Origin of the sequence: Lysinibacillus zambalensis, assembly GCF_040183165.1 — a bacterium.
Taxonomy (GTDB): domain Bacteria; phylum Bacillota; class Bacilli; order Bacillales_A; family Planococcaceae; genus Lysinibacillus; species Lysinibacillus zambalensis.
Window position 1 is genome coordinate 1 of sequence record NZ_JBEGDG010000003.1, and the last position, 14,889, is coordinate 14,889.

At 38.1% G+C, this 14,889-nt stretch carries 15 protein-coding genes; 2 read left to right on the forward strand and 13 right to left on the reverse strand.

The window, feature by feature from the left end; all coding sequences use genetic code 11:
• Positions 1 to 638: 638 nt before the first annotated feature.
• The 3 genes from ABNX05_RS05720 to ABNX05_RS05730 all read right to left on the reverse strand — a co-directional run bounded on the left by ABNX05_RS05720 (position 639) and on the right by ABNX05_RS05730 (position 3,859).
• Complete coding sequence (locus ABNX05_RS05720; protein ID WP_349659099.1) at positions 639 to 2,051, reverse strand: amino acid permease; 1,413 nt, start codon at positions 2,049 to 2,051, stop codon at positions 639 to 641.
• 157 nt (positions 2,052 to 2,208) lie between these two features.
• Positions 2,209 to 2,970: a dimethylarginine dimethylaminohydrolase family protein gene (locus ABNX05_RS05725; RefSeq protein WP_349658866.1), complete on the reverse strand. Its 762-nt coding sequence runs from the start codon at positions 2,968 to 2,970 to the stop codon at positions 2,209 to 2,211.
• A 1-nt stretch (position 2,971) separates the two neighbouring features.
• The gene (locus ABNX05_RS05730; RefSeq protein ID WP_349658867.1) at positions 2,972 to 3,859 is read right to left on the reverse strand and encodes a dimethylarginine dimethylaminohydrolase family protein; all 888 of its coding nucleotides are present in this window, start codon (positions 3,857 to 3,859) and stop codon (positions 2,972 to 2,974) included.
• A 213-nt stretch (positions 3,860 to 4,072) separates the two neighbouring features.
• Between ABNX05_RS05730 and ABNX05_RS05735 the strand changes: the two genes are divergently transcribed.
• Together ABNX05_RS05735 and rpmB are read left to right on the forward strand one after the other, a co-directional pair.
• Positions 4,073 to 4,813, forward strand: coding sequence for an IclR family transcriptional regulator (locus ABNX05_RS05735; protein ID WP_349658868.1), 741 nt, complete (start codon positions 4,073 to 4,075; stop codon positions 4,811 to 4,813).
• Between the two features lie 284 nt (positions 4,814 to 5,097).
• Positions 5,098 to 5,286, forward strand: a complete 189-nt coding sequence (rpmB, locus tag ABNX05_RS05740) for a 50S ribosomal protein L28 (RefSeq protein ID WP_079560418.1) — start codon at positions 5,098 to 5,100, stop codon at positions 5,284 to 5,286.
• A 421-nt stretch (positions 5,287 to 5,707) separates the two neighbouring features.
• Here rpmB and spoVM read toward each other — a convergent pair whose 3' ends face one another.
• The 10 genes from spoVM to def are packed head-to-tail and all read right to left on the reverse strand — an operon-like array spanning position 5,708 to position 14,726.
• Entirely contained in the window at positions 5,708 to 5,809 is a 102-nt protein-coding gene (gene spoVM / locus ABNX05_RS05745) for a stage V sporulation protein SpoVM (RefSeq protein ID WP_139376952.1), read from the reverse strand.
• Positions 5,810 to 5,827: 18 nt separating this feature from the next.
• On the reverse strand, positions 5,828 to 6,481 hold the full coding sequence (locus tag ABNX05_RS05750; protein ID WP_349658869.1) for a thiamine diphosphokinase: 654 nt from the start codon (positions 6,479 to 6,481) through the stop codon (positions 5,828 to 5,830).
• On the reverse strand, positions 6,478 to 7,146 hold the full coding sequence (gene rpe / locus ABNX05_RS05755; protein ID WP_349659100.1) for a ribulose-phosphate 3-epimerase: 669 nt from the start codon (positions 7,144 to 7,146) through the stop codon (positions 6,478 to 6,480). The genes ABNX05_RS05750 and rpe overlap by 4 nt, the downstream gene beginning before the upstream one ends.
• Before the next feature lie 2 nt (positions 7,147 to 7,148).
• On the reverse strand, positions 7,149 to 8,033 hold the full coding sequence (gene rsgA, locus ABNX05_RS05760; RefSeq protein WP_349658870.1) for a ribosome small subunit-dependent GTPase A: 885 nt from the start codon (positions 8,031 to 8,033) through the stop codon (positions 7,149 to 7,151).
• Positions 8,034 to 8,044: 11 nt separating this feature from the next.
• The gene (gene pknB, locus ABNX05_RS05765) at positions 8,045 to 10,030 is read right to left on the reverse strand and encodes a Stk1 family PASTA domain-containing Ser/Thr kinase (RefSeq protein ID WP_349658871.1); all 1,986 of its coding nucleotides are present in this window, start codon (positions 10,028 to 10,030) and stop codon (positions 8,045 to 8,047) included.
• Between the two features lie 2 nt (positions 10,031 to 10,032).
• On the reverse strand, positions 10,033 to 10,782 hold the full coding sequence (locus ABNX05_RS05770; RefSeq protein ID WP_349659101.1) for a Stp1/IreP family PP2C-type Ser/Thr phosphatase: 750 nt from the start codon (positions 10,780 to 10,782) through the stop codon (positions 10,033 to 10,035).
• Positions 10,783 to 10,788: 6 nt separating this feature from the next.
• Positions 10,789 to 11,931 (reverse strand): dual-specificity RNA methyltransferase RlmN, encoded by a 1,143-nt coding sequence (gene rlmN / locus ABNX05_RS05775; RefSeq protein WP_349658872.1) that lies wholly within the window; start codon positions 11,929 to 11,931, stop codon positions 10,789 to 10,791.
• Positions 11,931 to 13,292, reverse strand: a complete 1,362-nt coding sequence (rsmB, locus tag ABNX05_RS05780; RefSeq protein WP_349658873.1) for a 16S rRNA (cytosine(967)-C(5))-methyltransferase RsmB — start codon at positions 13,290 to 13,292, stop codon at positions 11,931 to 11,933. The genes rlmN and rsmB overlap by 1 nt, the downstream gene beginning before the upstream one ends.
• The gene (gene fmt / locus ABNX05_RS05785) at positions 13,289 to 14,230 is read right to left on the reverse strand and encodes a methionyl-tRNA formyltransferase (RefSeq protein ID WP_349658874.1); all 942 of its coding nucleotides are present in this window, start codon (positions 14,228 to 14,230) and stop codon (positions 13,289 to 13,291) included. Before fmt ends, rsmB begins: the two co-directional genes overlap by 4 nt.
• A gap of 1 nt (position 14,231) precedes the next feature.
• On the reverse strand, positions 14,232 to 14,726 hold the full coding sequence (def, locus tag ABNX05_RS05790; RefSeq protein WP_349658875.1) for a peptide deformylase: 495 nt from the start codon (positions 14,724 to 14,726) through the stop codon (positions 14,232 to 14,234).
• Between the last annotated feature and the right edge of the window lie 163 nt (positions 14,727 to 14,889).

The window sequence follows — 14,889 nt, forward strand, 5'->3', positions numbered from 1 at the left end:
ACGTCTGCCGTTTCCAGCTCCGCTTTGGTCACAAGGCTTTAGGAGTTAAAAGCAATTAACGTGGAGTTCGCACCAATCGCTTGATACGAAGGGTATTCTGTTATAAATTTATGTTTCTATACAGATTTGTATAGTTTTGTCTAAATTCGTTGTAACAGTTTAGTTACCCAACTGACAAGTTCACATAATAATGCGCGTAGTTTTTCAGGTGTATTCCAAAGATAATTAGTCATAATCATTCTCCTTCATTTTCTCAAAATCGAAGCATTTCGTTTCAATGTAAATCAAACGATTCCTCATATTGGTGTTCACCAAAAGTTGTGGATGACATTTATTAAGACATAGCAGGATCATCGTACGCCCTAGGAAGGTTTGCTCTGTGCAAAAGCGTAGCGACAGCAACAACAAATGCTTTAACTGTGCGAAAGCGTAGCGACAGCAACAACAAATGTTTTAACTGTGCAAAAGCGTAGCGACAGCAACAACAAATGTTTTAACTGTGCGAAAGCGTAGCGACAGCAACAACAAATGTTTTAACTGTGCGAAAGCGTAGCGACAGCAACAACAAATGTTTTAACTGTGCGAAAGCGTAGCGACAGCAACAAAACGCTCAGGCGGAAACGGACATCAGCCACACATCATGGTGACGAGCTAATCTCAGAAGAAACTGTATTTGATTTACTCAATTTCAATTTATAGAAAATCATGCAAGCAATAAAGAACCCAACTCCATATAATAAACCAGCTCTTTGTGTTGGATCGAATGCTAAAAAGACAAGAATTAGCATACAAAAAATAATACAGAACACCGGGATCAATGGATAAAATGGCGTTTTAAATTTTAAATTAGCCACATCCCCTCCTGCTTTCACATAACGATACCGGAACATCAATTGAGATGCGCAAATTCCCATCCATGAAATTGTTACAGAAATTCCTGCAATAGACATGAGTAAAACAAATACTGCATCTGCTTCCATCACACTCGTTAATAAAGAAAGCAGCGAGAAAAGCATCGTAAAAACGAGTGCATTAAATGGCACTTTATTTTTCGTTAGTCGTCCAAATAGTTTAGGCGCCATTCCCTCTTTTGACATCGACCATAATAAACGTGTGGACGCATAAAGACACGAGTTACCTACTGATAATATCGCCGTTAAAATAACAAAGTTCATGATGCCAGCTGCATATGGAACACCAGCTAAATTCATCAATGTGACAAATGGACTTTCCAATAGTCCAAGCTCCGTTGAAGGGAATATCGCAGATAAAACAATAATAGAAGCAATATAGAAAACAATAATCCTAAAAAGAATTGTCTTTATTGCCCGAGGAATATTTTTTTCCGGACTTTCAGTTTCTCCTGCAGCAATACCAACAAGTTCAGAACCTTGATAAGAAAAGATAACATTCATCATTGTGACAAATATGATTGAAATACCTGCCGGAAATAAACCAGATGGTGCTAAATTCGTAAATTGTGGTGTCGGACGATCAGCTAACGGAATCATTCCAAAGATTGCTGCAACTCCTATAACGATAAATGCAATCACCGCAATAACTTTAATACTTGCAAACCAAAATTCCGCTTCCGCAAAGCCTCTTGTTGTTAATGCATTTAGAGTAAATAACAGGACCATAAATACGGCACACCAAATCCAAATAGGAACATGCGGGAACCAATGCTGCATCAAAATTCCTGCTGCTGTAAATTCCACCCCCGCTGTGGCGGCTGATCCGACAAAATACATCCATCCTAAAGAAAATCCTGCTGAAGGACTAATAAAACGTGTTGCATAGGTTTGGAAAGAACCAGTTACAGGCATATACACCGCTAATTCTCCAAGACAATTCATAACCATGTACAATATTAAGCCACCAAATAAATAACCAATTAATGCCCCTCCAGGACCTGCCTGATTAATTGTAAAGCCAACATTTAAAAATAGCCCCGTTCCAATAACTCCTCCGAGCGATAGCATTAATAAATGACGACTCTTCATTGAACGGTTTAATTGATGATCTTGCCGTTGTTCCCCTTTACTCAACATCCATCCCCACTCTCTAGTTGTAATCAATATATTGAATATTCTGATATCAATTCTACTAAAGTACCCAATCAATTTATCCACATTTGACTTCTTTCAGCGGGTGTCATGGAATTATGCCGAGACATAGTTGATATTGATTGGGTATTTTTTTATTGAACTAAAAACGTAATGACAAACAACTTAGCCCACCATCATGTTTTCTAAATTCCGACATTTCAAGCTCAATTGTTTGGTAGCCTAAATCGTTTAATTTACGATTTGTTTCTGGATAGCCTGCTGGAATAATGACATAATCATTTACTTGAATACAGTTTGCTGAATACTCATCTTCTTTTGGAATAATAATTTTTTCATAGGATTCGAATGCAGGATGATCGATAAACTCCCCCGCTACTACCATACGATTTTCTCCAACATACGCGATGCCCGTCTTTAAATGGAAAAATTCTTTTAGCGGAACAATCGTTGCCTCATAGCCTTCTTTTTCTACGATTTCTTTAAATTGTCGAGCCCCTTCTTCATTTGTACGATCTGAGATGCCGACATAAAAATTTTTTTCTGCCTGCAATACATCTCCGCCATCAAGTGTTCCAGGGCCATCGATATAATATAATTTTTCATAGAACTTTTTAACTGCTGGTACGATCTCCTCAATCTCACGATTACGAGCTTCGGCCCCTGGATTTGAGATAATGGCAAATTCAGATGTTAAAACAGCCGTATCCTCTACGAATGTTGAATCTGGAAAGGCTTCATTCGCTTGAAGCTGTGTAACCTCCACGCCACATCTTTTTAAGGCTTCAACATATTTTTCATGCTGCTCAAATAATTTTTCTAAAATCGGTTTTCCTAAGTCGCTAGTCGTTAAACCATTTACATAACTATTTCCTGGGTCTTTTACAATAACATTTTTAAACATTTTACTTCATCTCCTTTTTTTCTCTTACTACTGGGCAGGTTAAACATGTTGGTCCACCTGTTCCTTTTATCGAAATTTCATTTCCTTTATATTCATAAACTGTTACACCTGCATGAAGTAATTGTTGCTTGGTCATTGGATTTCCAATTGGAACAATACATACTCTAGGCGCAAGTGCTAGAACGTTACAACCTAGCGCATCATACTCATCTTTCGGCACCTCAACTAATTGAATACCTCGGTCGATTAGAAGCTGACGGAAGAAAACTGGCATTAATCGTGAATGTACAACCGCTAAATCCTTATCTACCATACTAATGAAAGACATTAAGTGTAAACATTCTGCTTCACCTAAATCATGCGGTAGCTGCACAACAATGAATTCATCGACCACATCCTTCGTCATGTCTTTTAGCTGACGAATAGCTTCATCATTCGTTCGATACCCTCGACCTACAACAAATGTACGATCATCAAGCCAAACAATATCGCCACCATCTGATACCGCCTCTCCAGTCAATTCTCTAATAACCGGAATACCCTTTTCCTGTAAAAACTCTTTATAAACAGCTGCTTCTGGCTGTCTTGATTTTTTACCGGATTTTAAGATAATAGCACCATTTGGTGTGAATTTTACTGGATCATGCGCATACAGCGAATCGAGCCCTACTTCATCTGATTCTGGTAAAAAATCAATTTTTTCAACATACTTTTCTAGAATGCTCATAAATTGTGCATATTCTTTAAGAGCCTCATTATAGCTAGGTTCCGATAAGTAGTTAAATGTTTTCCATTCATCGCTAAGATGTTCTTGGTTTCGGAAAGCATCTTTTGGATGTTTTACTATTACGTGTCTCAAAGGTGCATACATTGATGAACAATAATGCATTCCTTTCACCCCTTTTCCGAGTAGTGGAAAACGTTTCCGTTAAGAGGAAAGTTTATATGAAAAATATATGTGCTTTAAGATATAATGTCAATATATTTAGAAAAATTTATATATTCATTCTCTTTAAGGATAACAAAACAAATATCCACGATTATGTATCTAGACGTAGACAATGAATAAAAATAAAATAAATGAAAGAGAGGTGGGTTATAAATGCAATTATTAGAACGAGCTATGACAATCGCTAAAGTTTTGGCTTCTGAAGCAAATGAAAACAGTTTGTCCATTTCAGAGCTTTCGGCAAGATGCAATTTACCACTTAGTACACTACATAGAATTTTAAAAGCGATGATTAAAGAGGGAATGATTGAACAAGACGATCAAACTAAACAATATCGTCTCGGTACAATATGGATGGAACTTGGCCTACAAGTGTATGATACGATGGACTACATTAGTAAAATTAGGCCAGAACTAGAGTGTTTAGCAAGAGAAGTCGAGGAAAGCGTCTATTTAAGTAAGCCCGCTGGTTTAGATACAATTATCATTGAAAGAATTGACAGTACAACTAACCCGATTCGAATTTACGATCAGTTAGGCATTCGTATTCCGATGAATATCGGGGCTGCAAATAAAGCAATTTTAGCCACAATGCCTATTTCTCAAGCAAGGGAAATTATTGAACAGCTTATTCCTCATGAAGAAATCTCTGAATTAGAGTCACAGCTCGATCAAATTAGGCTACAAGGGTTTGCCATTAGTCATGGGGAAAGAACGGCTGGAACATCCTCGATCGCAGTATCCATTGTAAATGGTTTCAATGAAATAGTCGGTGCAATAAGTATAGGTTTTGTTAGCTTTAACGCTTCAGCAGAACATACTAATACTCTTACAGAGCGTTTAGTGAAAACTGGTAAACGTGTTTCCATGAAGCTTGGCTACCGAGGAAAATAAAACGTTATGGAAGTGAGTTTTCTTTATCCCCTACTGATTATGAGCCTTCTCCAATCGGGCGGAATAAAATTGAAAACTTCCAATTATTTCTCCTAATAATTGTTTCATCTAGGAATTATCACCCATTATTTAACAAGTGTTTTTAGTCTGTAAAGGTTTTTTTCTTGAAAGGTTATGTGAAAACTATTGCACTGAACGTCATCGTATGTTAAATTATTATGGTATGTGAAATACCGAACTGAAATAATAATCTTTCAGCATTGACAGTAAGGAGGGAATACAACATGCCAAAACAATGTGTAATCACTGGGCGTAAAGCTCGTACTGGTAACAACCGTTCCCACGCTATGAACGCTAGCAAACGTTCTTGGGGTGCTAACCTTCAAAAAGTTCGTATCTTAGTAGACGGTAAACCAAAACGTGTATGGGTTTCTGCTCGTGCATTAAAATCAGGTAAAATCGAGCGCGTTTAATCGCCGCTTCCAAAAAATCGATTTCGCATTTGGCGCAAATCGATTTTTTTCTTTCTCAATAACTAGGCAAGCTATCAACCGCCTTTATGAGTATTTATTTACATGAATAAGTCGTATTTAATCATCCTACTAGTGGATTTACTATAAATACAATAAAATGACTAAGCCGCAAGCAATGACAAAGAAACGTAATTGCTAGCGGCTTTCTTTACATATAGCTGTCCAACTCAACAAAGCGCTTATAAATCTATAGGAATGGCAGTTGCGATATAATATAAAGTATAGTTCTTCTGCAAAGGGAGGGGGCGAAAGCGAAGCGGCAGCGACAAAGCGAGTAGCCTGGAACGGAAATTACCCACCACAATATTCACAAAGAATTCCTTGACCATTTTTTCAACACCACAAAAAAATCCGACTAGTGTTAGTCGGATTTTTTTACTTTCTTATCTTTTTTGAAAATGTTGATACACGTACGCGTAATACTGCTTACAAATTTCGGCAGCTGGAATGTATATACTTTCAGGACTCTCTCCCCCTTACGCTAATCTATGCTTCTTATCATTAAACATATGCCTTGTGAGAAAGATATAGACCCTGAATTGCCTATTATTTCATTACTTGTAAAGCGGGATGTACCAAGAGAGATTTCTTCATTTGTTGTTTCATATTTTACTTGCCTTAATGTAACATCTTTAATCGGCTCTTCATGTGCAAAGAAAGATAAATAACGATATTGCTTATCTGCTTCTATGATGTGCTTGCCTGGCATTAAAAATTGCAACATATTTGCATGATTAATAATCTTCAATACTACGTGTGGATACTCTTTTTGTAAACGATAAATCGAACGAACTGCCGCCTCATAATGATCTAAACGTCCACCCGTAACACCTGTAAGAACAATTTCTAGTGGTGTATAGGTCAAGGCTTTTAATAGCGCTAAGTCCGTATCTGTTTCATCTTTTTCTTCTTGGAATCGTTGTCTATCATTTGTATGTGCCATCACCAGTTCGTATTCCTCTTTTGATAAAGAGTCAAAATCTCCTACTATGGCATGTGGTGTGATGTCTTGCTCGATTAAATATAGCGCTCCTCGATCAGCTCCGATAAATAATACATCACTTTGCTCTTTAAACGGACTAAATGAACAGAGTTCCTCTTTTGGTCCACCTGCACAAACAACGACTTTAGTCATCCTTGAATCGCTGCCTCACCAGCAGCTAAGATTTCTTGAAGTGCCGCTGTACGATCTTCTTTACTATAAATTGCTGAACCAGCTACAAAAATAGTTGCTCCTGCTTTTGCACAAGGAACAATAGTCTCTGCATTAATTCCACCATCGATCTCTATAGCAATATCAAGATTACGTTCTTTAATAATAGCTGCTAATGCTTCAATTTTTGGCACTACAGAATGAATGAATTTTTGCCCGCCAAACCCTGGATTCACAGTCATGAACAACACCATATCAATATCCTCTAATATGTGTTGAATGGATTCTATTGGTGTATGTGGATTTAATACAACACCCGGTTTGACTCCAAATGAACGAATTAATTGGATTGTACGGTGTAAATGGCGACAAGCTTCTACATGCACCGTAATATAGTCTGCCCCTGCTTTGGCGAATTGTTCAATATACTGATCAGGATTTTCGATCATTAAATGTACATCTAATGGTAAATCCGTTAAAGGACGAATGGCGTCTAATACGATAGAGCCAAATGAAATATTTGGCACAAAATGACCATCCATAACATCGATATGAATAAGCTGTGCACCTGCTTTTTCTACTTCCTTAACTTCTTCTCCTAATTTAGCAAAGTTGGCTGCTAAAATTGATGGTGCTATTTGTATCATCATTAATACCTCGGCTTTCGATCCATAATTTCTTGTAAAAATTGTTCGTAATGTTTATAGCGGTAGTCACGAATTTCCCCCGTCTCCACCGCTGCTTTTACTGCACATTTCGGCTCCTTCAAGTGTAAACAGCCTCTAAATTTACAATCATCTGCCATACGGGCCATTTCGGGGAAACATGCGCCTAATTCTTCTTTTTCGATTTCATCAAAATCAAATGAACTAAATCCTGGAGTATCTGCTAATAAACCGTCACATACTTCGATTAGTTCGACATGGCGAGTTGTATGTTTACCACGCCCTAAGCTTTGTGAAATAATGCCTGTTTTTAAATTCAAATCTGGAATCAATGTATTTAGTAGTGTAGATTTTCCAACTCCAGATTGCCCTGCTAATACGGAGGTTTTCTCCTTTAAAATAGGTTGTAGTCGTTCAACTAATTCTTCCTCACCCTTATAGGTTTGTAGCACGGTATAACCCATACGCTCATAATCTGCTATATAGCCTTGCAATTCCTCACGTTCATGATCTTCTAGCAGATCCATCTTTGTTAAACAAATAATCGGATGAACATAAAATGACTCTAAAACAACTAAGAAACGATCGAGTAAAATTGTATTAAAATTAGGTTCTTTTACAGAAAACACAAGAATGCCTTGATCAATATTGGCTATAGGGGGACGTACTAATTCATTTTGGCGTTCCATAATTTTTTGAATAGTGCCGTCCGAGCCTTTTGTTTCCAGAGTATATTCTACGATGTCGCCAACGAGTGGGGATTCCCCTCGATTGCGAAATACCCCACGTCCTCGACATTGAATTAGTTCTTCTCCATCATATACATAGTAATAACCGCTTAATGCTTTACGAATTTGGCCTTGCGCCATCCAATTCCCCCTTATTTGACATCATCGTAGTTGATTGTTTTTTCATCTATAATTTCTGAATCACGAATAATTTTATAGGCTGCATCCTGACCATCTCCAATAACAAGCTGTATTCGGTGCTCTTGATCAGCCGTAATAGTAAATGTTTCAACTGTTGTTAACATTTTATGGTTTTTATCTTGAATATCAATTCGAATAGTTTGCTCTAAACCTTCTTCATTTGGCTTATATTCAATTTTCACAGGTATCACCAAAGTTTTATCAGGTCTTGCTGCAGGTCCTTTACTTAAAATAACAGCGATTGCGGTGCCCGCTTCAACCTGCGTTCCTGCTCTTGTCAATTGTGATTTAACACTTCCAGCTGGTATTGTATCATCATTTTCTTCACGAACAACACGCCATGTCAAGCCTTCTCTTCTTACATACTCATCCATTTGAGCTTTAGTGTACTTCACAACATCATCTACGGTAATCATTTTTACACCTGCGCTTACCGTAAATTTCATTATTGTATTCTTAGCGACTACCTCTTCTTGTGGTGCTGGCTCTTGTTCAATAATTTGTCCTTCAGGATCTTTTGAATTTACATAGCTAACTTCAGAATCTAAAAATTTATCCTTTAGCATTGATTGAACTTGGCTGATTTGCTGGCCTCTATAATCTTCCACTTTCGTCATTTCTACCCCAAGACTCACGATTAAGTCTACTTCTGTGCCTTTTACACGCTCCGTACCCTCTGTAGGGTCAGTTTCTATAACCTTATCCTTTTCGACGTCCTCGTCATAACGCTCCTGTGGCGACTGACCCACCGTAAAGCCTTCAGCCTCTAATTTCTTAGTAGCCTCTTCAACTGTCATATTAGCCACACTAGGTACAGGTACCTTTTTTGGATTAAATAGATCTGTTCCAAAGAAAACGAATAGGAAAATGGCGATCGCTGCTATTACTAACCCAGCAACAACTATTGGCCATTTTTTCTTTTTCTTTTTCTTTACAGGTACTGTCTTTTCAATAGGCTTCTTCGCTTCGGGTTTCGGCGTTGATTGTGTAATTGGTTCGATTACTCTTGTCTTCGTTAAATCTTCGTCTTTATGTGCAGTTGGTTCTTTTATAATCGGAATAGCCTTCGTCACATCATTATCTACCGGTATGACAAACTTCGGTTCATTCATACGATTCGGCGATAAAACTGTTTCTAAATCTGCTTGCATTTCATCTACAGTTGAATAACGATGAGAAGCATCTTTTGCTGTAGCTTTTAGCACAACATTTTCCACACTTTGTGGAATTGTAGCATCGAAGGCACGAACTGATGGCGTCTCCGCTTGTAAATGTTTAAGTGCGATAGAAATAGCTGACTCGCCTGAAAATGGCAATTCCCCAGTTAATAATTCATATAAAACAATGCCAAGTGCATAAATATCAGATTTGTTTGTTGCTGTACCACCACGAGCCTGCTCAGGCGATAAATAATGCACCGTTCCAAGCACGGAGTTCGTTTGTGTAAATGATGTAGCACTCAGCGTCATCGCTATACCAAAATCAGTTATTTTCACATTACCTTCTGCATCCATTAAAATATTTTGAGGTTTAATGTCACGGTGGATAATATGATTTTCATGAGCATTGGCAATTGCTGACGTTAACTGCTTCATAATATGCACACATCTGGCAGGAGAAATTGGTGCAAATTCCTGTATGTACTGCTTTAATGTTTTCCCTTGGACATATTCCATCACAATATAATGTAGGTCACCATCATCACCGACATCATAAACACTAACGATATTCGGATGTGTAAGGCTTGTAGCAGAAAGTGCTTCACGTTGGAAACGGCGATACAATTCATCCTCATTGGCAAAATCATAACGCAATATTTTGATCGCTACATCACGGTTTAAAATCATGTCATGCGCTAAATAAACATTGGACATACCACCGCCACCTATAAGCCCTATAATTTTATAGCGGTCACTAATTCGTTTACCTACAAGCATACTTACACCTCCTCATCTTGCCTTGTGAGCAGCACGAGGGAGATGTTGTCTTCTCCCCCGCTTGCATTTGCTAATTCTACAAGTTTTCGTCCTTTTTCTTCTACTGAATCTGGATACGTAATAATTGATGCCATTTCATACACTGTAAGTTTATTGCTTAAACCGTCAGAGCAAATGAGTAAATACGATTCTGATGCTAAATCAACTTCATAAAAGTCTGGCTCAATCGTTTCTTCTGTACCAACTGCCTTTAAAATGAAATTTTTCTTCGGATGCGTCAACGCTTCCTCTTCACTAATTTCACCATTTTCAACCAGAACATTTACATAAGAGTGATCTCTTGTTATTTGTTGTGCACCATCGTCAAAGAAATAATACACACGACTATCACCAACATGTGCGATAAAGCAATGATTTTTTTCAATTAACACTGCAATAAACGTCGTGCCCATTCCTTTACAGTCTTCATGTGATAAAGAATAGTCATATATACTTTTATTCAATTGCTTGACTGCTTGTAATAACCACTCTTTTTTTGATGTTGTTGACGCAAAATGATGTGCCTCTGCCTGTAAAAAAACGGTTTCCATCTGTTTCATCGCCATATCACTCGCTACATCGCCAGCATTATGACCACCCATGCCGTCAGCTACAAGTGCTAGTGCAAACCCGTCTTGGCGATTAAAAAATCCCGCACGGTCTTCATTAATTGCCCGTTTTAACCCAATATCACTTTCGACTGTGTATTCCAACACTGGTCACCTCGTCTCTTCAGATCTCTCTTGCGCACGTAATTGACCACACGCTGCTGCAATATCAGCACCTTGCTCTCGGCGGATCGTTACGTTAATACCATTCTTCTTTAATGTTTTTTCAAAGGCAAAAATCTGACTTCGAGATGTACGAACATAATCACGTTCTGGTACATAGTTTACAGGAATTAAGTTCACGTGGCATTTAATTCCTTTTATTAAAGCAGATAATTCTTCTGCAATTTCAACTGAATCATTTTCACCAGACATTAAACCATACTCAAAAGTAACACGTCTGCCCGTTTTTTTAGTATAGTATTGAACGGCTTCCATTAATTCATCTAACTTATAAGCACGTGCAATTGGCATAAGTTTTTGACGATCTTCTTGGTTTGGTGCGTGTAAGGAAACTGCAAAGTTGATTTGTAGCTGTTCATCAGCAAATTGATAAATTTTAGGAACTATTCCTGATGTTGATACAGTGATGTGACGAGCACCAATGTTTAACCCTTTTTCATGATTGATGACTTTTAAGAAGTTCATCATCGCATCATAATTATCGAAAGGTTCTCCAATACCCATAATGACGATATGTGATACACGTTCGCCCACTTCATCTAAAGTCTGCTGTACTTTTACAACTTGCTCCACGATTTCCCCTGCTAATAAGTGTCGCTTTAAACCACCTAAAGTTGAGGCACAAAACGTACAGCCAATTCGGCAGCCTACTTGTGTCGTCACACAAACAGAGTTGCCATATTCATGACGCATTAATACAGTTTCAATAGAATAGCCGTCTTGTAATTGGAATAAAAACTTGATCGTACCATCTTTAGATTCCTGTTTAATAATTGTTGATAATGTCGTTAATGAAAAACTTGCTTCAAGCTTTTCACGTAATCCCTTTGAAAGGTTAGACATATCTTCAAATGTTTTTACTCGTTTATTATAAAGCCAATCAAAAATTTGCGCCGCACGGAACGGCTTTTCACCATTTTCCTTTAACCATTCTTCTAGTTGTTTCGGCTGTAATGAGTATACCGATTCCTTTAAATTTGGTTTTTCTTTTTTTGCGCGTCGAACAGGCTTGTCTTCCGCTTCGTCAACTAAGTCGTTTATACGCTCATTAAATTTCTCTTGATCCACCATTAGTTGGATTCTCCTTTTTTACGAAAGGCGGCAACGAAGAAACCGTCACTGCCGAAGTCTTGTGGAAAGACTTGAAGCATGCCATTTGCTTGCTTTTCCGCTAATTTTGTTGGTAAAGATTCTAGTTGTATAGCTTCCATTTCTGGATGCGTTGATAAAAAGGCATCGACAGTACCTTCATTCTCTCTTTTATCTACTGTACATGTACTGTACACAAGCTTGCCATCTATTTTCAATACTTTTGTTGCAGCATCTAATAGCGCTAATTGTATTTTTTGAAGGTTTTCTAAATCTTCTTCACGTTTTGTATATTTAATATCTGGCTTGCGGCGCATAACACCTAAACCACTACAAGGGGCATCGACTAAAATAGCGTCGTATGATTCTAGTTGTAGAAAATCCGGTGCCTTACGTCCGTCAATAGGAGCAGTCTCTACTATATCAATCCCTAGACGATCCGTATTATGGTCGATTAAATCTAATTTATGAGGGTGAAGGTCGGTCGCTAAAATCGACCCTTCATTCTTCATAATCTCAGCTATATGTGTAGTTTTTCCACCTGGTGCTGCACACATATCTAAAACGCGCATGCCAGGAGATGGATTTAACACATTTGCTGGAATCATGGAGCTTTCATCCTGAATAGTAATAAGCCCTTCTTGGAAAGCCTTTGTTCTAGCTGGCTGACCATTTGTTACATGTAAGCATTCAGGCATTAGATCGCTTTTTTTCGCTGTTAAACCTTCTGCTTCTATACTGGCAATCGCTTGATCGACGCTTGCTTTCGTCGTATTTACACGTACAGTTTGTACTGGAGGTATATTATTTTCATGTAACATTTGAGCCGCTACATCAATACCATAGTTATCGACAAAGCGTTGTACTAACCACTCCGGATGACTCGTTTCAATAGCAAGGCGCTCAATCGGGTCTTTAATGTCATCAGTAGAAGCTACACCTTGACGTAAAATAGATCGTAAAATACCATTGACCATTGAAGCTATCCCTTGGTGACCTCGACGCTTAGCTATTTCTACAGCCTCATTCACCGCAGCATGAGGTGGTATACGTGTTAAATAATGCATTTGATATAAAGATAAACGTAAAAGCCAGCGCACCCAATGATCTACTGAACCACGAATAAATGGCTCTAAATAGTAATCAAGTGTCATTTTATATTGGAGAGTGCCATACGTAATTTCTGTTAAAAGAGCACGATCCTTCGCTTCAATTTTATGTCGCTTAATCGTTTCATTTAAAAGCAAATTACTATAGGCTTGATTTTTATCTACTGCTAACAGAATAGAAAGTGCGGCGTCACGCACATTTCCATCCCAAATTACTACACTTTTTTTACTCATTTAAATTGGTCCCCAATCTGTAATTTAGAACCTGTACCACGTAAATAATCCTCTGCTGTCATGCGTTTTTTACCAGCTGGTTGTACATCATACAGGGCAAGTGTTGTACCATTTCCTGAAGCAACTTCAAAATGATCCTTTGAAATCGCAACGACTGTCCCAGGAACAGTTTCATGCTTAGAGTTACCAACCTGTGCCCACCAAATTTTAAAGTTGCCATCTTCAAATGTTGTATAGGCAACTGGCCACGGATGAAGACCACGCACTTGATTGTATAAAGTAGTAGCATCCTTTGTCCAATCGATACGTTCTTGTTCACGTGAAATATTGCTTGCAAAGGTTACTTGTGCTTCATCCTGAACGGAACGATTATTTGTTCCATTTATAATAGAAGGAAGTGTCTCTTTTAATAAATCGCTGCCCACAGCACTCAGCTTATCAAATAGTCTACCCGTATAATCATCCTTTTCAATTAGGATAGCCTTTTGGGAAATGATATCACCAGCATCTAGCTTTTGCGCCATATACATAATCGTTACACCTGTTTCTTTTTCACCATCAATAACCGCTTGGTGAATAGGTGCTCCACCACGATACTTCGGTAAAAGTGACGCATGGACATTAATACATCCAAGCGATGGTGCATCTAGCAATTCTTTTGGCAAAATTTGTCCAAAAGCAGCTGTTACGACTAGGTCAGGCTGTAAATCAATAATTTGCTGTAATTCTTCAGAACCACGTAGTTTTTCAGGCTGAATAACAGGTAAACCTAACTCCATCGCTGCTACCTTAACAGGTTGTGGTGTTAGCACACGCTTACGCCCAACTGGACGATCTGGTTGTGTAACTACAGCTTTAATATCATAACCTTCATGATGTAGCATACGCAAAATTGGCACGGAGAAATCCGGTGTTCCCATAAAAATTATTGAAGTCATATTATTCCTCCTCTTCAGCGTACATTGCTTCAAGCTCTTCTTCAGTTAAAATGCGTTTGATTTTCGAATCAAATAGCACGCCATCTAAATGGTCGATTTCATGTAAAATTGCTCGTGCATCAAAACCTCCCGCTTCTAGCTCATATACACGCCCTTCACGGTCACATGCTTCAATCTTCACATAATCAGGACGTTCAACCTCACCGTATAATCCTGGGAAGCTTAAGCATCCTTCAATATCTACTTCAGCTCCATCCGTATTAATAACAGTTGGATTAATCATTTCTAAAACATCTCGTTCTTCGCCAAGCTCGACAATTGCAACACGTAATCCTACATTTATTTGAGGCGCTGCAATACCAACGCCATCGTATTCAACCATCGTGTCATATAAATCATCTAGTAATGTAATAATTTCTTCATTGATTTCTGTTACTTCCGCGCATGGTGTTGATAATACCTTTGCTGGATGTTCTACAACTTTTTTAATTGCCATGTTATGTTCCTCTTTTCTATATTTAAGGTCAAGTCTGTTGATTAGCTATTTTTATCCATTTTAGTTATTTTAAAGGCTTTGATTTCCGCTACGGGCTACTCGCTTTCCTGTGGGAGTCGAGTACCCCTCCGCTTCAATCAGTAAAAAATGGGGATATATTAGC